Origin of the sequence: Desulfovibrio sp., from assembly GCF_009712225.1 — a bacterium.
GTDB lineage: Bacteria > Desulfobacterota > Desulfovibrionia > Desulfovibrionales > Desulfovibrionaceae > Desulfovibrio.
The window spans coordinates 102,251-119,473 of sequence record NZ_WASP01000002.1; the positions used below are offsets into that span (position 1 = coordinate 102,251).

General features: G+C 59.7%; 12 protein-coding genes. 8 read left to right on the forward strand and 4 right to left on the reverse strand.

Features of this window, described 5'->3' with window-relative positions; all coding sequences use genetic code 11:
• Positions 1–22 precede the first annotated feature (22 nt).
• The gene (locus F8N36_RS00890; RefSeq protein ID WP_291330867.1) at positions 23–3,493 is read right to left on the reverse strand and encodes an acyltransferase domain-containing protein; all 3,471 of its coding nucleotides are present in this window, start codon (positions 3,491–3,493) and stop codon (positions 23–25) included.
• Between the two features lie 326 nt (positions 3,494–3,819).
• Here F8N36_RS00890 and F8N36_RS00895 point away from each other — a divergent pair, with 326 nt between their 5' ends.
• The 7 genes from F8N36_RS00895 to F8N36_RS00925 all read left to right on the forward strand — a co-directional run bounded on the left by F8N36_RS00895 (position 3,820) and on the right by F8N36_RS00925 (position 12,428).
• The gene (locus F8N36_RS00895; RefSeq protein WP_291330868.1) at positions 3,820–5,139 is read left to right on the forward strand and encodes an aminotransferase class I/II-fold pyridoxal phosphate-dependent enzyme; all 1,320 of its coding nucleotides are present in this window, start codon (positions 3,820–3,822) and stop codon (positions 5,137–5,139) included.
• 174 nt (positions 5,140–5,313) lie between these two features.
• Complete coding sequence (locus F8N36_RS00900; protein ID WP_291330869.1) at positions 5,314–6,681, forward strand: glycosyltransferase; 1,368 nt, start codon at positions 5,314–5,316, stop codon at positions 6,679–6,681.
• Complete coding sequence (locus F8N36_RS00905) at positions 6,678–7,697, forward strand: glycosyl transferase family 1 (protein ID WP_291330870.1); 1,020 nt, start codon at positions 6,678–6,680, stop codon at positions 7,695–7,697. The genes F8N36_RS00900 and F8N36_RS00905 overlap by 4 nt, the downstream gene beginning before the upstream one ends.
• 114 nt (positions 7,698–7,811) lie before the next feature.
• Positions 7,812–9,155 carry a glycosyltransferase family 4 protein gene (locus tag F8N36_RS00910; protein ID WP_291330871.1) on the forward strand — a complete coding sequence of 448 codons (1,344 nt, stop codon included), beginning with the start codon at positions 7,812–7,814 and terminating at the stop codon, positions 9,153–9,155.
• On the forward strand, positions 9,143–11,059 hold the full coding sequence (gene asnB / locus F8N36_RS00915; protein WP_291330872.1) for an asparagine synthase (glutamine-hydrolyzing): 1,917 nt from the start codon (positions 9,143–9,145) through the stop codon (positions 11,057–11,059). Before F8N36_RS00910 ends, asnB begins: the two co-directional genes overlap by 13 nt.
• Positions 11,060–11,151: 92 nt before the next feature.
• On the forward strand, positions 11,152–12,012 hold the full coding sequence (locus F8N36_RS00920; RefSeq protein ID WP_291330873.1) for a zinc metalloprotease HtpX: 861 nt from the start codon (positions 11,152–11,154) through the stop codon (positions 12,010–12,012).
• A 23-nt stretch (positions 12,013–12,035) separates the two neighbouring features.
• Positions 12,036–12,428 (forward strand): DVU_2496 family lipoprotein, encoded by a 393-nt coding sequence (locus F8N36_RS00925; RefSeq protein ID WP_291330874.1) that lies wholly within the window; start codon positions 12,036–12,038, stop codon positions 12,426–12,428.
• A gap of 76 nt (positions 12,429–12,504) precedes the next feature.
• Here F8N36_RS00925 and F8N36_RS00930 read toward each other — a convergent pair whose 3' ends face one another.
• Both F8N36_RS00930 and F8N36_RS00935 read right to left on the reverse strand, forming a co-directional pair.
• Positions 12,505–13,368, reverse strand: coding sequence for a class I SAM-dependent methyltransferase (locus F8N36_RS00930; protein WP_291330875.1), 864 nt, complete (start codon positions 13,366–13,368; stop codon positions 12,505–12,507).
• A gap of 77 nt (positions 13,369–13,445) precedes the next feature.
• Positions 13,446–14,372 carry a LysR substrate-binding domain-containing protein gene (locus F8N36_RS00935; protein WP_291330876.1) on the reverse strand — a complete coding sequence of 309 codons (927 nt, stop codon included), beginning with the start codon at positions 14,370–14,372 and terminating at the stop codon, positions 13,446–13,448.
• A gap of 302 nt (positions 14,373–14,674) precedes the next feature.
• Between F8N36_RS00935 and F8N36_RS00940 the strand changes: the two genes are divergently transcribed.
• Positions 14,675–15,679 (forward strand): zinc-binding alcohol dehydrogenase family protein, encoded by a 1,005-nt coding sequence (locus F8N36_RS00940; protein ID WP_291330877.1) that lies wholly within the window; start codon positions 14,675–14,677, stop codon positions 15,677–15,679.
• A 203-nt stretch (positions 15,680–15,882) separates the two neighbouring features.
• Here the strand turns inward: F8N36_RS00940 and argJ are convergent, their stop codons facing one another.
• The gene (gene argJ / locus F8N36_RS00945; RefSeq protein ID WP_291330878.1) at positions 15,883–17,070 is read right to left on the reverse strand and encodes a bifunctional glutamate N-acetyltransferase/amino-acid acetyltransferase ArgJ; all 1,188 of its coding nucleotides are present in this window, start codon (positions 17,068–17,070) and stop codon (positions 15,883–15,885) included.
• Between the last annotated feature and the right edge of the window lie 153 nt (positions 17,071–17,223).

Sequence of the window (17,223 nt, forward strand, 5' to 3'; positions counted from 1 at the left end):
CAACGCTGAGCAGATTGTGTGTTTATATCGACGGAGTCAGAGCTGATGCAAGTCCGGCCCGATCGCGTCGGTCAAATTCAAGATGGTGTATGGTCAAAAAAACAGTCCCCTTCTGATCAACCACCTGCGCGTCAAAACGGCGCAGACGCTTGGCAGACCAGGATCGTTTCATAAGCACATGTAACGGGCCGCTTGCCGGGGCTGCGCCAATGCGAATGAAGCCGACGGCATGAAGACGCCACGACTCCACAGCCTCGGCCATGGCGGCAGCATCGTCAAAATGCTTTGAGTATTCAGATGTTATGGCAAGCCGTGCGGCTTGCATTACACCTTCTACCACAAGCATGTCATCAGTATACCCATAATCAAGGCCGGGGGCAATGCGCGACTGTGGCAATCGCAGGTTGGCCGCGTACAGAGTATCTGGCAAAGCGACAAAGCTGTCCACCAGATGCCACTCTGCACCCAGCCCCGCCGCAGTGTAATATCCAGACACATCCACCGTGCCGCCTGCCGCATCGCCAGCAATTGCGACCTGCGCAGCATCAATATCCAGAGGGCGTACTTCACTGCGGTGCGCTGCAAGCCATACCATTCCCTCGCTGACCGGCGTGTACTGGGCCGTATGGCGCCCGTTGGGCGTCAGCCCGCGCACAGAAAGGGCGCTGCGGCACATGCGGGTCATTACTTTTTCCTGTACCAGCCAGGGTTCGGCCTCGGTTGTAACGCGGCATTCGCGTGTCACGCCCGGGGCAAGCTCTGGCGCGTCAAAAAAGCGCAGATCGCAAAAGCCGGAAACCTTCAGCCACGGCAGGCACTGGCGCGCGCCTTCAAGAAGGGCGCTCAGGCTGCGGCACGTCGGCAGCGTGGGAACTGTCGCCCCCAGGGCATTGCCACACTGCGCACCATGAGTGGCCAGCGCCGTATCCGCAAAGCGCGAAAAGTGGCAGCTGCCCTGAAACAGTGTGGCAGTCGGACGGTAAGGCGGCGCAGAGTCGGGAAACACCAGTGAAAACTGATCGGGGCACGAACGGATCAGCTGCGGGGCCTCTGGTTCACTACAGGTCACAGAACCGGCCAGTGAGCCGGGGCGCGCCCATACAACCCGGGAGGCCGTGCCGCACAGAAGCTCGCGGGCAAGCATGTCGCCCCATTCGTCCAGACTGGCCCTCTCCGGACCGTGCAGCATGCGTATGCCACGCACGGCAGGACCGCTGACGCCGAAGGCTTCCAGCACCTGATCAAGCGGCGCGTCAAAAATACAGTTTTCCGCAGACGGTGGCAGCACAGTGACCGTGCTGGCAAAACGCAGGCCGTGGGGCCAGGCCGCATCAAGGGCGACCTGCAGCAGGTTCCCCATGCTGGAGGCGGAGAGAGTGCAACCCTGCGTTTCCGGCGAAGCCGTCATGATACCCGCAGCCACGGGCGGCACAAACAACAGGCCGTCAACGTGGCCGTGCGCTTCTGCAAGGACACTTATGGCATCCCGCAACTGGCTGGCAGCCTGCCCATCTTCAGCCCATTCCGCCGGGTTTACGGCCAGAGAAACAAGTTGCGCGCCAGACCTGATCAGGGTTCTGCACTGTTCAAGCAGGTGTTGCGGCACGGCAAGCACACACCCAAGCGGCGCAATACCGCTCAGCAGGCGCGGCAGAATATATACGTCCAGCACACACAGCGCGAGCACATCGCCCGGCTGCAGGTTCAAACCCGCGGTGCGGGGGTCAAGCGCCAACGGCTCAAGACTGACAGTTGCATCTGCCGGAGGTGGGGCAACCAGCGGCGCATAGCGACGCAGGGGTTCTGCGCACAGGCAGGCCGTGGCGCTGACTTTTTCTGCCGCGACATCTCGTTTGTCGCCAGCGGCAAAAACCCCGCCAGAAAGCACACGGGCAAGATCGCCCACCGTTGAGACCTGCAACAGGTCTTCAAAATTCACGCTGATGCCGAGCGCCTTTTCCACGTCCTGAACAATAAGAGGAAAGCGGCTGGATCGCAGGGCAAGGTCATACCGCAGATCCATCTCTGGGCGCAGGTCCTCCACAGGTCTGCCACAGGCCTGTGCCAGAATCTGCAGCACCGCCGCCAGGCTGTCCGCATATGATGCGGCCGCTTCCGGCGTGGTATTCACTTCCGCCGTCTGCGGGGTTGCCTCGGCCTGAGCCTCAGCAGAATCGCTCACAGGCGCAGACCCCGCCATACCGTTTTGGGGCGCAGCCGGACGAAGACCACAATGGGGCGCGGGCTTGCCCGCCAGCAGACGCGCTTCGCCGCCAGCCGCACGAACTCGGCCTTCCACGCCTTCACGCGTGAGATAGCCGAGCGAGTACAGTCGTGCGCAGGCCTGACGCAGGCCTTCAACCTCGCGGCCTTTGCGGCCAGCCGCAAAGCATACGGCGCGGGGTTCGTTGTCTGCCACCAGGCTGCACAGGGTGTCCTGCGGGCCAAGCTCCAGAAAATTGCGAATACCTTCGCGGTTCCACATGGTGTGCACACATTCTGTCCAGCGCACTGAATTTTCGTCCAGATCGGCGATGTGCGTGCAGGTAGATGCGGGGTCACCGGGGTAGAACTGCGCGTTAATGCAGCTCAGCAAGGGCCGTGTAGGCGCATGCATATCAAGTGCACTCAGGCGGCGTAGCGAAATATCGCGCAGCACACGCATACTGGGGTGGTGAAAGGCCAGGCTCACGTTGAGCACGATGGCAGGAATGCGCCGCTTGCGCAGACTCTTGCGGGCCTCTTGCAGTACCTCGCGCGGGCCACTCAGAATGAACTGGTGGGGCGTGTTGTAATTGGAGACATACAGGGCGGGCCAGGTGGCGCAGGCCTCGCTAATGATATCCATATCGGCGTGCACGGCCATCATGCCCGTCTCACGGGTGGCCCTTGCTTCCATTTCGCCCATGTGCACGGCGCGGGTATCAATGATGTACCACGCCACTTCGGGTTCAATTATGCCCGAAAGACACATCCCGATCATTTCACCAAGGCTATGGCCGCAAAAAAGCGTGGGGTTCAGTCCCAGAGATGCCAGAACGCTCCACTGGGCGTATTCAAACATGAACAGATAGGGAGACTGCCAGCGCGTGAGGCTGATCTTTTCCACATCCGTTTCATCCATGATACCAAGCAAGTCCCAGTCGGCCACTGCGGCAAGGCGGTCCATGGCCGCGCGGGCCACGGGAAAATTGTCGTACAGTTCGCGCCCCATGCCAGGCCACACGGAACCAAGACCGCAGCACATCACCGCCAGCGGGGGCACGCCTTCGCCTCGCACGGGTGCAATCCACAGGCCGCGATCTTCGAGCCGGACAAGATCGTTGCTGTCAGGATTGGCAGGCAGGGCGAGCAGTTCTTGTCGCCATGCGGGATTGACCGCACCAATGCGCCACTGCTGGCCCGCCTGGTGCAAATTGGCATAGCGCGCGCCATCAAGGGCGATTTCGTCCTGATGCATGCCTTGTGCTGGATTTTGGGAGTCCTGACGCATATTTTCGTGCCTGTAAAGGGCCAAAGCCCGGCAACCCGAGCGGGTCGGGGCAGGGCAAAAGGGGCATTGCGACCATTTGGGTAACGGATTATGGTAGTAGATATCTACCTGCTTGTCCAGCCAGCACCCGCCGCACACACCACATATTATAAAAGACAATTACCCCAAACAGGCTGCAAATCAAGAGCTGACGCCGTTTCAATCGTTGCTTGCCATAGTTTCTTGCTTTGGCTATATTAACTCCTTACAATGTTGCGCCTGCCGTTTGCAGCCCCCATTCGGTTTCACCGGTCAGGCTATTTTGGACAAATTTACGAGGATGAGGCATGAAGAACAACCATTCCTGTCAGGCTGGCCAAGAGGCGGCGCAAACTCCCGCCGCCGCCGAAAGCAGCGCTTCCGGATTCAACCGCACGCGTTCCAAGCTCGCCTTTGATCGGCTTGTGGAAATGGGAGCCAAGATGGGGATGGAAAATCCTCTGTTTCTTTGCCACGAACGTGCGGCCAAGGCCACCACGTTTATTGCTGGCAAAGAATATCTCAACTTTTCCACATACGATTATCTGGATATAAACGGGCATCCTGAAATTACCGCTGCCGTTGCCGAAGCCGCCGCCATCTATGGCACGTCGGCTGGCGCCAGCCGCCTTGTGGGTGGTGAGCGTCCGCCGCACCGCGAGCTTGAACAGGCTTTTGCCAAGCTGTATGGCGTGGAAGACTGCATTGCCTATGTGAGTGGGCACGCCACCAACGTCTCCACCCTGGGCTTTCTTTTTGGCCACCGTGACGCCATTTTCCATGACGGCCTAGCCCACAATTCGCTCGTGCAGGGTGCACGCCTTTCCAGTGCCACCCGTTATTCATACGCCCACAACGACTGCGACGCCCTTGAAGAACTGCTCAAGGCCAAGCGCGGCGAGCACAAGCGCGCCGTTATCGTTACCGAAGGCCTGTTCAGCATGGATGGCAACATCCCCGACCTGCCGCGTATCATCGAACTGAAAAAGCGCTATGACTGCATGCTGCTGGTGGACGAAGCCCACTCGCTGGGCGTGCTGGGCGCCACCGGGCGCGGCGCGCATGAATATTTTAATATCGATCCCACCGAAGTGGACATGTGGATGAGCACCCTCTCCAAGTCCATGTGCGGTTGCGGCGGCTTTATTGCCGGTCGCCACGAACTCATCGAGTTCCTCAAATACGGTTCACCGGGCTTTGTGTTCAGCGTGGGCATGCCCCCCATTATTGCCGTGGCCTGCCAGAAGGCCCTGGAAATCATGCTGCGTGAACCCGAACGGGTGCACAAGCTGCAAAGAATTTCCAAGTTTTTTATTGAATACGCCGCCAGCATCGGCCTTGATACGGGCGCGGCCCAAGGCTACGCGGTGGTTCCCGTCATGGTGGGTGACCCCATGGTTGCGGGCTTTTTGTCCAATGCGCTGTTCAAGCGCGGCATCTATGTGATGCCCATTACCTTCCCGGCTGTTAAGGAAGGCACAGACCGCCTGCGTTTCTTCCTCTCCGCCGCCCACAACGAAGACCACATCCGCCAGGCTCTCGACGCCGTGAAGGAAGAAATTCCCAAGGCCTGGGCCATTGTGGACGACTACAAGCGCCAGCACGCCAACGAGGGCGGCGAAGCGTAAATCCATTGCGACCCGTGTGGTGGTCGAACTGTTGCCAGAGCGGGCGTTGAAACGCCCGCTCTGCCGCCCAGCCAGGCGGCGAGATACGGCCTGTTCGCTTTTTCTGGGTAGGCGGTGTGATCGTCTGCCATGCCGGGCCTTTTGGCCCGGCTCTTGTTTGCTCTGGAGAAAACCATGACGCACATTACAGGCGCAGATGCAGATGAAGGCGCATCAAAGCAGATGCCTGAAGATCTGCCGCTTATCGCATACGTTCTGCTTTGGTTTCCCCTTTCCTCCGAAACCTTTATTTTTCGCGAGGTCGTGCAGCTCATGGCGCGCGGCCTGCCCATTCGCGCATACACCATGTATGGCAAAAGCCTGAGTGGCTGCAGCGAAGAAATGCGCAACTTTCCCGGTCCGGTCGAACGCTTTGGAGTTGGTGGCACACTGCGCATCATCAAGGCATTTTTGAGGGCGCTTTCCGGCAACCCGCTCAAGGTCTGGAACCTCATGCGCAAGGGCTTTTTTCGCCGTATGCGCAACATGGAATCACTGGGCGAAAACCTGTGGTGCTTTATGGCGGGCTTTCTGCTTGCCGAGCTCTGCATGCGTGACGGCGTCAAGCTGATCCATTCACCCTGGGCCAACGGACCCGCCACGGCGGCCTGGGTGGCCTCGCGTCTCACTGGCATTCCCTTTGCTTTCACAGGCCGCGCTGGCGACATCTACCCACAAGATGGCCTGCTACACGAAAAATCCGCCGACGCCCTGTTTATCCGCACCAACAACCACGCCAACGTAAACTGGCTGCGCAGTTTCTGCCCTGCAGGGCAGGAAGAAAAAGTGCACGCCATCTATAACAGCCTTACCTTCACGCCCAAGGGTCAGTGCGCCGTCAGCATGCGCCCCCCTTACCGTTTGCTTGCCGTGGGCCGGTTTGCGCGCACCAAGGGATTTCCTGACCTGCTCTCCGCCATGGCCCGCCTCCAGCGCGAGAATGTGCCCGTGAGCCTCACACTTGTGGGCGATGGCCGCTGGCGGCTCAAGCTCAAAAGCATGCGCGACCGTATGGGCTTGCAGAATATTGTGCACATGCCCGGTTTTATCCCGCACGATCAAATATGCGGCTACATGCTGGACCACGACATGCTCATCATGCCAAGCGTTGTGCACAGCAACGGCGACCGTGACGGCATCCCCAACGTGATCATGGAAGCGCTGTCGCACCGCATGCCCGTCATTGCCACCGATGTTTGTGGCATCTCCGAGGTTATCATCAACGGAGAAACAGGCATGCTCACACCCCAGCGCGACCCGCACGCGCTGGCCGATGCCGTGCGCCACATGGTTGAAGACCGCGAGCATGCGAGCCGCATGGCCGAGGCAGGGAGGGCCCGGGTGGAAAAGATGTTTGACCGCGAAAACAACATTTCCGCACTGCTGCGCCTGTATGTTGATGAAAGCCGCCAGTACTGGCGTACCACTGGCGGCAGGGGCGACAGCCAAGCTGCTGGCAGCATCCATACCCCCTTGGGTTCGGGAGCGGCAGGTCACGCATGAGCCCGAGGCAGCCGCTCTACCTGGTCGTTAGCCTGGATGTCGAGGAGGAAGGGCTCTTTGGCGGTCAATATGCCCGCCGGGGATTTTCCACCCGCAACACCTCCAGCCTGAAAGACCTGGTGCCCCTGTGCGGCATGGGAATTCGCCCGACCTTGTTTTGCGCCCACAGCGTCCTGGCCGACCCGGCCTCACGCGATACCTTGATCTGGCTGCGCGATGAGCACAAGGCCGAAATAGGCGCGCATCTGCACCACTGGAACACACCGCCGCTGACGCTGGACGGTACGGACCAAAGCCTGTCCGACACGGCGGCCCGGGTTCCCGCCGTCGATGTGCCAGACGCGCTTTTTTCCGCAAAACTTGCTTCGCTCATGGAAGCGGGCAAGGCCCTTAAAGGCCAGCCCATGACGTCTTTCCGCATGGGCAGGTGGGATCTGCACCGTAATCACTGGCCTCTGCTTGCCGCTGCGGGCATTCTTTGTGACGCCTCGGTGCGCCCCCTGCACTGCGCCGAATCGCCCAGACTTGGGCCAGACCACTTTGACGCCCCCGGCAATCCCTACTGGGTGACCACGGGCCAGAACAGAATTTTTGAAGTTCCGCTTACGGTGACGCCGTTGTTGCCGCAGCTTCCGGGGCTCATACGGTCCTTGCCCGCCTCTCTTGCCGCCCGTGCGCGCGCCAGCCTCAAAACATGGGGGGCGCTGGCCCTGTTGCCCGTCTACCACCCCCTGTGGGCCATGCGCGCTGTCACAAAGCTGTATGCGGCGCGCGGTGGACGCGTACTATCCCTGACCTGGCATTCGTCCGAGATGATGCCTGGTTGCACCCCCCACCTGCCAGATGCCGCAGCGGTAAAGAAGTTTACTGCCAAGGTTGGCCACTGGCTCGACTGGCTGCACCGCAATTACAGCGTGTGCTGCCTGACCATGGACGAGCTGCGTCGTGAGCTGGGTTCCACTGCTCCCACACCCGAGGGCAGAGGCGACTGGACGTATGCCGAAGCAAGCCCTTAAAAAATCAGTTTCAGTAATCAAAAAATATAGTTATTGACCATATCGAACAGAGATGCGGAACAGGGCCAATACCCAGCAACCAGCTGAGAAAGCCTGCCGCCCTTGGAGAAAACCATGCCGGAAACCAGCACCCAGGCCTCCCGTCCCGCTTTCAAAACGGGCTTGCCGCATGTGGCCTATGTTCTGCTGTGGTATCCCTTGTTCACACAGCCCTTTATTTTTCGAGAAGTAGAAGGCCTCAAAGGTCTGCTGCCGCTTTCGGTCTACAGCCTGTATGGCCCCAACCTGCGCCACTGTTCCAACGAAATGCGCGCAGTGGCGGGTGAAACCCATACCTACGGTATGCGCGCGCTGGGGCGTGTGCTTGGCGAATGCTTTCGCCAGATACTGCTGCACCCCCTGCGCACCGGCCGGCTCTTCCGCAAGGCGATCTTTCGCCACTGGCGCAGCTGGGAAACCCTGGGTGAAAACCTGTGGGCCTTCTGCGCTGGCATGTATCTGGGCCGCCTGTTCAAGGATGCTGGCATAGACATGATTTACGCGCCCTGGCCGCGTGGCACGGCCACCGCAGCCTGGGTTGCCTCGCAGATAGCTGGAGTACCCTTTGCCACTGCCGCGCGCGGCGACAACCTCGAACCAGCCGACCCCGATCTTGGCGACAAGCTCACTGCAGCTTTCTTTGTGCGTGCCAACAACGTGGCCGACAAAAAACGCATTGAAGTGTTTGACAGGGGTCAGGCACTGGGCAAGGTTGAGCTTATCTACAACAGCCTTACCCTGCCCCCCCTGCCTGCGAAGAACGATTCCGCAGAGCCCCCGGCCCAGCCCCGGGAGCAGGCTCCCATGGAACGGCCCGTGCGCCTGCTGGCGCTTGGCCGTTTTGACGTCACCAAGGGCTTTGACGTGCTTATCAAGGCCTGCGGCATTCTGCGCGACAAGGGGCTTGATTTCAGACTGACCCTTGCGGGCGGCGGCGGCGCAGTAATGGGTCTTGGCCGCATGGAAGCGGAAATTCTGCGCCTGCGCGAAAACCTGCAGCTGGAAGACCGTGTGCTGCTGCCGGGCATCATCTCGCACAACGAGCTGCCGCGCATACTGGCCGAGCACGACATCTTTGCCGCGCCCTGCGTTGTGCACGAATCTGGCCGCCGCGACGGCATCCCCAACACGGTTATCGAAGCCCTTGCCTACGGTCTGCCCGTGGTAAGCACCACGGTCAACGCCCTGCCGGAAGTAGTTATTGACGGTAAAACCGGCCTTGCGGTGCCCCCCAACAATCCGGAAGCCCTGGCCGAGGCGCTGTTGCGCCTTGCGGACAACGCCCCCCTGGCACAGACCCTGGCCCTCAACGGCAAGCACCTTGCGGCAGACATGTTTGATCCCACCCGCAACAATCAGCGGCTGGCGGATATTTTTATCAAACATTATACGATCTGGAAGCGGTCATGTGCGGCATAGCAGGCATCTGTCAGATAGACGCCACCCCCCTCACGCCTGAGGCAGGGCAATGGGTCAAGACCATGACCGACCGCATGGCCCATCGTGGTCCCGACGGCGAGGGCCAGTGGAGTCGCGGGCCGGTGTGCCTGGGGCACAGACGGCTTTCCATTATCGACCTTTCCGGCGGCGGGCAGCCCATGCACAGCGCCGATGAGCAACTGACCGTCACCTTCAATGGCGAAATCTACAACTATGCCGAACTCAAGGAACAGCTGACCGCCCTCGGTGGCCGCTTTCAGACCAGTTCCGATACCGAAGTCATTCTTGAGGGCTACCGCATCTGGGGCCCGGACTGCCTTGCGCGCTTTGACGGCATGTTTGCCTTTGCCCTGTGGGACAACCATCAGCGCCGCCTGTTCTGCGCGCGCGACCGCTTTGGCAAAAAACCCTTTTTTTACACCGTACAGCACGGCAGACTCTACTTTGCCTCCGAGCTCACAGGCCTTGAACAGCTCAAACACCTGACCCTGAGCACCGACCCACAGGCCATCATGCGCTATCTGGCCTATGAGTACGTGCCCACGCCCAACAGTATGTACAGCGAGGTGCAAAGCCTGCCCCCAGCCCACATGCTGCTGGTGCAGGAAGGCGGCGTGCGCATTGCCAGATACTGGGATATGCCCGTGCCCGACGAATCAGACCGCCGCAGCGACGAAGAGTTGTGCGAAGAACTGCGCAATCTTCTGGCGCGGGGCGTGCGCCGCCGCATGGTCAGCGACGTGCCGCTGGGCGTCTTTCTTTCCGGCGGCATCGATTCCTCCATCGTGGCCGGGCTTATGGCACGCCAGTCGTCAACACCCATCAAGACATTTTCCATCGGCTTTACCGAGGCCAGTTACGATGAGTCACACTATGCCCGCATAGTGGCCAAGGCCTTTGCCACAGACCACCACGAGCGCGTGCTCTCGGCCGAGGAATGCGCAGATACCCTGCCAGGCATCATCAGCCGTATGGATGTGCCCATGGCCGATGCCTCTGTTGCTCCCACATGGCTGCTTTCGGGCGTTACGCGCGAAAAGGTCACGGTGGCTCTGGGCGGCGACGGCGCCGACGAGCTGTGGGCCGGCTATGAGCATTACATCGGTTTCAAGATTGCCCAGTGGTACAACGCCGCTCCGGCAGCCCTGCGCAAGGGCGTCATTGAACCGCTGGCTGGCATGCTGCCCTCCTCCGCCGGGTATATCAACCCGCGCCTTGCGGTTGCTACCTTTTTGCGTGCTGCCAACGCCCCGGCCTGGCAGCGCGTGCAGACCATGCTTACGGCCTTTACGCCCGACATGCAGGAATCCGTTCTTGATGCGGACTTCAAGGCACAACAGCCCGGTTTTCTCGCACCCGAGGCACTTTTTGCCCCCACCCGCGAGCAGTACGAGCACTGGCAGCCCCAGGGTGCGGCCTCGCCTCTGGCACGGGCCTTCCATGTGTACGCCCGCCAGTTCATGCTCGACGACATTCTGGTCAAGGTTGACCGCTGCTCCATGCTTCACAGCCTTGAGGTTCGTGCACCATTCCTCGACAAGGATGTTGCGGAATTTGCCGCCCGCCTGCCTGTCAGCAAAAAGCTGCATGGCTTCAAGCGCAAGTGGCTGCTCAAAAAAGCCTTTGCCGAGCTGCTGCCAGACGAAATCCTGTACCGCAACAAGCGCGGTTTCCAGATTCCCGTGGCCCAGTGGCTGCGGGGCCGCATGCGTCCGCTCATGGAAGACCTGCTGGGCGAAAGCGCACTGAAGGCCCAGGGCATCTTTAATTACAAGGCGGTGCGCGCCCTGATGGACGAGCACGTCTCTGGCCGGTCCGACCTGCGCAAGCCGCTGTGGACCCTGCTGGTGTTCCAGCTCTGGTGGCGCGCGCGCCATCCCTGATGCCTGTCTTCTTGCCACCACGCCCAGAGTGCTTATAATGTAAGAAGCATGCGGCAATAACCGCCGCAAAATATTGCTTGTGAGGAAAACGCATGACCAGCCAGATCAAGACTGTTCTTCTGCTTGCCCTGCTTTCCGCCATCATAATATTGCTCGGTGGCCTGATGGGTGGCCGCACTGGCGTGATACTCGCCTTTGGCCTTGCCCTGCTCATGAATGTTGGCAGTTACTGGTATTCTGACAAAATTGTGCTCTCCATGTACAACGCGCGCGAACTCGCGCCAGAAGAAGCCCCGTACCTGCATAAAATCGTTGAAGAACTCGCCCACAATGCGGGCATTCCCAAACCCCGCGTGTGCGTAGTGCCCGAAGAGGCCCCCAATGCCTTTGCCACGGGCCGCAACCCCGAAAACGCCGTGGTTGCCGTTACCGAGGGCATAATGCGCCTGCTCTCGCCCGAAGAACTGCGCGGCGTCGTGGCCCACGAAATCGGGCACATCGTCAACCGCGACATTCTCATTCAGACCATTGCGGGCGTCATGGGGTCTGCCATTGTGACCCTTGCCAATATTTTTCAGTTTACGGCCATCTTCGGCGGCAACCGTGACGAAGAAGGCGGTGGAACCAACCCCATTGCAGCCATTGCCATGGCGCTGCTGGCTCCCATGGCTGCAGGCCTTATCCAGATGGCCATATCGCGCTCGCGCGAGTATCTGGCCGACGACACCGGCGCAGAGCTGTGCGGCCAGCCGCTGGCCCTTGCTGGCGCGCTGAACAAGCTGGGCATGGCCAGCGGCCAGATTCCCATGCAGGAAGGCAACCCCAGTACGGAACAGATGTTCATTGTTACACCCATGTTCGCCCACGGCGGCATGGCAAGCCTCTTCAGCACCCATCCGCCCCTGGAAGAACGCATCCAGCGCCTGCGCGCAATGGCTGCTTCCCGGCGCTGAAACCACAGCACATGAGGTCAATAATGTACGCACGCCTTGTTTGCATTGCCCTGCTGGGTCTTGCGCTGTTAGCCTGTACCAAGGCCCAGCCCGCCCAGGAAGCTGCACCCGCCGCCCCTGTCGAGCCCTGCCCCTTTGTGTACACCTACGCACCGGGCAACTACATTGTTGATATCGCCAGCGGCTCGGAAGTGATTCTCGACCCCGGCGTGCAGGAATTTGACCTGTTCTGTTCACCGGGCGATGCCAGGGCCGCGGTAAACGAAGCTGTGCGTCTGGGTGTTTTGACAGAGGGCGACTGGCGTATTTATCGTGTTGAAGGTACCATGGAAGAAATTGGCCAGCGGCAGCGCAACAAGCAACACACGCTCACGCGCATGACCCAGATTGTCGACTGGGTGGCCGAGAACCTCTAGCCACCGTTCTTTTGCATACAAACAAAAAATCCCGGCGTGTTACCGCGCCGGGATTTTTTATTTGCGGCTGGCAAACCTAATCTTTGCGAAAGACCATGGTCATCATGTTACCCCAGAAAGGCGGAGAGAGTCCTTCTGGCTCCTGCCCCTTGTTCCTCGCATCCACGGCCCTGCTAACGGCCTGAATGTCGCACGCGGGGTTTGCGTACGGGGTTTCCTCGTAAAAAAATGTCTGCCCCACTGTGCTGCAGCCCAGTGCCGCAAATTCGCCTGCCAGCGATTGCGGCGTGTAGCCCACACAGTCACAAGGGGTAAGGCTGAAGCGGAATCTTTTGCGGAACACCTGATGGCAAAAAGACTCCATGTTGGGCTGGGCAGTCACATATACAAGCCCGCCCGCAGCCAGCAGCGATACAGCCTTGCTGAAAAAGCGGCGCGGCGCATGCACATACTGCAATACGCCGCGAAATATGATCAGATCAAAACCTGGGGTTATGTCCAGATCAGGAAAAAACCCTTCCTGAACAGGATACTTTTGAGCCGCCTTTAGCGCCGCCTCATGCCCGAATTCCACACCGTGGCACTCGTGCCCAGCGGCAGCAAACATGTCCAGAAAGAGGCCGTCGGCACAGCCAACGTCAAGCACCTTGGCGCCGGGGTTTAAAAACTGCGCAATATACTCGTAGTCCACCACATACATGCGCTGCCGCTGGGCGCATTCTTCCTTTACCGCGCTGTGTTCACGGTTCTGATAATCCTGCCAGTATGCAGACAGGCCAGCCTGATTAAGACGATGGTCGCAATAGTATGCGCCGCAAGCACACTTTTGCGCCATTACACCCTCGCCAGCTTCATAGACAATCTGGCTTTGCTGACCTCCGCACACAGGACAGGAAGCAACTTTTTCCAGATAATGCCGGACAAAAAAAGTATCTTCCATCACTTCCTCCGTTCTAGAACACTAGAACGGCTTTGCGAACCTGTCCAGCATGCGCCCTACCGCGGGGACAACCAGCGCTACGACAGTGTTTTGCACGCGCATATCTGCCCTACAATTTCCATGGGCAGTGGACGACCGCTTCCCGTAAGCCCCTCGAGCGCGTCGGTCAAAAATTTTACGAGGCAATCCGCAAGATCGAGTCTGGCGGTCTCCTCGCCAAAAACAGCTATTTCAGTATCGGGCATAGCTGGCAGAGCCAACGATTCTGGCGCTTCCACAAGCCCTGGCCCCAGAAAGGAACGTCCAAGCACAGAGAGCCCGAGGTTGCCAATAACTGCAGCCTGCAAGCCCATGATACTGTGCACGGTGCACGAGATGCGCCAGGGCAGCTGCGCCGCGCGCAGCACATCCAGCATGATGCGCCGGTACGAGCAGGGCGTTGGCAGTGCTACCAGCGGCAGCGTGCCATTGACGTCTGGCATGAATTCGGGCGAGGCTATCCACACCAGTTTTTCGCGCCATATGACGCGACCTGTCTGCGGCTGGGCATCGCGCTTGGCAATCACAAGATCCAGTTCGCCAGCATTGAGTTTTTCCACCAGCATGGTCGAGAGGCCTGTCATGAGCTCAAGCCGCACCTGCGGATGCGCCTTGCCAAATCGGGAAAGCAGCACCGGCAGCTGCCTCGGTATAAAGTCCTCCGCCACGCCAAGGCGCATGCGCCCCTCAATGGGCGGGGCTGTCATGAGACGCAGAGTTTCGTCGTTGCGTGCAATGATGGCGTAGGCGTGGGCCAGCAGCAGCTCGCCATCAGCGCTCAACACCACGGCACGGCTTGTGCGGTTGAAAAGACTTTTGCCCACAATGCTTTCCAGCCTGCGTATCTGCTGGCTGATGGCCGACTGCGTGCGGGCAAGAACATCACCCGCCGCAGTAAAACTGCCTGTTTCCGCTACGGTGACAAAGGTGCGTAACAGGTCGATTTCTAGATCTGGCTGTTTCATGCCTCATCAATAATAAAATCTACTCAATCCCACAACAACTATTAATTTCACTTTTCAATCCACCATGCCTATAGCTAGGCAAAGGCAAAACGCACGGAGATCACAACGCTGCGTGAGTTTTGCCCGTGAGGCTGCAAGGCAGGGGAGTAAAGATTTCCTGCAAAGCTGCCTCATGCATGGGCGGCACAGCCTGTTGTGTCAGGTATGCCGCCGGGATTCATGGGGGGCGCAGGCAGGCAGGATTTGTCAGGCCCTGCCTGTCTGGCCCTCTACCAGACAAATACAAACCACAGGAGCATACCATGAACGCAGTTATCGCTACTGGCGGCCTCAGCCCGGAATCACCCCAGGCCTTCACAGATCAGGAGCGGCCTGTGCCTGCGCCCGACACGCATGACCTGCTGGTTAAAGTTGCTGCGGCAGGCATGAACCCGGTGGACACCAAGGTGTTTGCAAGACTTGAACAGGGTGTGCAACGCGTTCTTGGCTGGGACGCCGTTGGTGAAGTGGTGGCTGTGGGGCCGCAGGCCGGTCCGTTTACCCCTGGTCAAAGGGTTTTTTATGCGGGGGACCTTACCCGCGATGGCAGCAATGCCGAATTTCAGCTTGTGGACGCCCGTATCGCCGCGCTTGCGCCGTCAAACCTCAGCAACGCCGAGGCTGCTGTAATGCCGCTGACCAGCATAACAGCGTGGGAAGGCGTATTTGACCGCCTCGGCTTTGTTGCCGCCCCCGGTGCAAATCAGGGGAGCAGTCTGCTTGTCATCGGCGGTGCTGGCGGTGTGGGTTCCATGATCATCCAGCTTGCCGCATGGGCAGGCATAACGGTGGCAGCCACGGCAGGCAGGCCCAATTCAGCGCAATGGTGCAAGGAACTGGGAGCATCCGTGGTGATCGGACGCGACAACATCCCCGCCCGCCTGAAGGATGCAGGACTGCCCCAGACAGACGCCATTTTCTGCACCACCCACGCAGCCGATCACTGGGCCGCCATGGCCGAGGTGATCAACCCGCAAGGAAGCGTGTGCCTCATCGACGACCCTTCCGGCCCGCTGGACATAACCCTTTTCAAGCCCAAGTGCGCCCGCATCTGCTGGGAATTCATGTTCACCCGATCCCTGTTCCACACCCATGACATGGCCCGACAGGGGCAGATCCTCGACTCCGTGGCCCGCATGGTTGAAGCGGGCACCTTGCGCACCACGCTGGCCGACACGCTTGCAGGGCTTTCTGCCAATACAGTGCGACAGGCCCACATGCGGCAGTCTTCCGAAACCATGGTGGGCAAGCAGGTTATTGTTTTCTAGCTTCGCGCGGATGACACGGCTCTTCTGACGGGCAGGCGTTTGGGCAACCCTCACCCGCAACGCCAGCACTGCCCATCACGAAAGTTGTACATACGTGGCACGAGCCCGTGCGGTACGTTCCACGCAACGAAGCCCGCATCGCCAGGCAATGCCTGAAACGGTGCGGGCCTCAAATATGGCTGGCCGTGCTCTACGGGCAATGCCTATGAGCGGTAGTCGGAATTGAGGCTCACGTATTCGTGGCCGAGGTCGGACGCCTGAAAGTTATAAAAACCCGTGCCGCCGCCCAGATCAATTTCCACCTGCACGTCCTTGGCCTTGAGCAGTTCGGCCAGTGCGTCTTCCTGGTCTTCATTGACCGGGCATCCCTTGCGGAAGCGCTCGATACCGCACAGCTTCATGCTGACCTTGGTGGGGTCAAACTTTGCACCGCTGTAACCCACGGCGGTCACTATGCGGCCCCAGTTGGCATCTCCGCCGTAGATGGCGGTTTTGACCAGCTGCGAATGGCCTACGCTGCGCGCCACGGTGCGGGCGTCGTTGTCGCTGGCAGCGCCGGTAACGGTAATATGGATGACCTTGCTGGCACCCTCGCCGTCCATGACCAGCATGTGCGACACGGTACCGAGAATATCGGTCAAGGCTTCTTCCAGCAAAGCCAGATCCGCATCACTCTGTGCCACAACGCCAGAAGCACCGTTGGCAAGACCAAGAATGGTATCATTGGTGGAGGTATCGCCATCAACGCTCACGCGGTTGAAGGTTTTTTCGACCGCGCGGCCAAACATGGCCTGCCACGGTTCACGCTCCACCTTGGCATCTGTGAGGGCCACGCAAAGCATGGTGGCCATGTTGGGGCAGATCATGCCCGCACCCTTGGCCATGACCGTGAGGCGCACTGTGCCGCCAGCAAGGGTTACCTCACGCATGGAAAACTTGGGAAAGGCGTCGGTGGTCATGAAGGCGCGCGTAAAGCCCTCGGCATCGCGTGTACCGATATTCTTGACCAGTGAGGGCACAGCCTCGAGCCACAGATCCATCTTGAGGTGCGCACCCACAACGCCTGTGGAAAGGGGCAGGATTTCATCGGCCTCAAGCCCGGTCAGGCCCGCAACCATGGCCTGGGTGGCCCGGCAGTTGGCAAGGCCTTCGTCGCCGGTGCAGGCATTGGCCTGGCCGGAATTGGCCAGCACAGCGCGGGCCGTTCCACGGCTTGCCAGTATTTCCTGACACACCAGCACGGGCGCGGCCTTGAACAGGTTCTGGGTAAACATGCCCGCCAGCACGGCGGTTATGTCTGAAACTATGATGCCAAGGTCATCACGGCCAGCCTTTTTAAAGCATGCCGCCGCTGCACCGGCCCTGAAACCTTTTGGCAGATCGTCCTGCATTACCTACTCCATAACATCGTTGACTGTGCCGCAGCCGCCCCGGCTGTTTCCAGAGCCTGCGCGATATGACCGATACCTGTTCCGTCAGGCAGATCCACTTTGAAAAAGTGAACGTGCTCCCAGTGCAGAATGCACTTTTACCGCACGGTCAAC

What these genes read in the sequence shown, in the direction of transcription:
- F8N36_RS00890 (WP_291330867.1), bottom strand. Translation starts at nt 3,493, where the DNA reads ATGCGTCAGGACTCCCAAAATCCAGCACAAGGCATGCATCAGGACGAA.
- F8N36_RS00935 (WP_291330876.1), bottom strand. Translation starts at nt 14,372, where the DNA reads ATGAAACAGCCAGATCTAGAAATCGACCTGTTACGCACCTTTGTCACC.
- F8N36_RS00910 (WP_291330871.1), top strand. Translation starts at nt 7,812, where the DNA reads ATGCCGGAAACCAGCACCCAGGCCTCCCGTCCCGCTTTCAAAACGGGC.
- F8N36_RS00920 (WP_291330873.1), top strand. Translation starts at nt 11,152, where the DNA reads ATGACCAGCCAGATCAAGACTGTTCTTCTGCTTGCCCTGCTTTCCGCC.
- F8N36_RS00925 (WP_291330874.1), top strand. Translation starts at nt 12,036, where the DNA reads ATGTACGCACGCCTTGTTTGCATTGCCCTGCTGGGTCTTGCGCTGTTA.
- F8N36_RS00940 (WP_291330877.1), top strand. Translation starts at nt 14,675, where the DNA reads ATGAACGCAGTTATCGCTACTGGCGGCCTCAGCCCGGAATCACCCCAG.
- F8N36_RS00900 (WP_291330869.1), top strand. Translation starts at nt 5,314, where the DNA reads ATGACGCACATTACAGGCGCAGATGCAGATGAAGGCGCATCAAAGCAG.
- asnB (WP_291330872.1), top strand. Translation starts at nt 9,143, where the DNA reads ATGTGCGGCATAGCAGGCATCTGTCAGATAGACGCCACCCCCCTCACG.
- F8N36_RS00905 (WP_291330870.1), top strand. Translation starts at nt 6,678, where the DNA reads ATGAGCCCGAGGCAGCCGCTCTACCTGGTCGTTAGCCTGGATGTCGAG.
- F8N36_RS00895 (WP_291330868.1), top strand. Translation starts at nt 3,820, where the DNA reads ATGAAGAACAACCATTCCTGTCAGGCTGGCCAAGAGGCGGCGCAAACT.
- argJ (WP_291330878.1), bottom strand. Translation starts at nt 17,070, where the DNA reads ATGCAGGACGATCTGCCAAAAGGTTTCAGGGCCGGTGCAGCGGCGGCA.
- F8N36_RS00930 (WP_291330875.1), bottom strand. Translation starts at nt 13,368, where the DNA reads ATGGAAGATACTTTTTTTGTCCGGCATTATCTGGAAAAAGTTGCTTCC.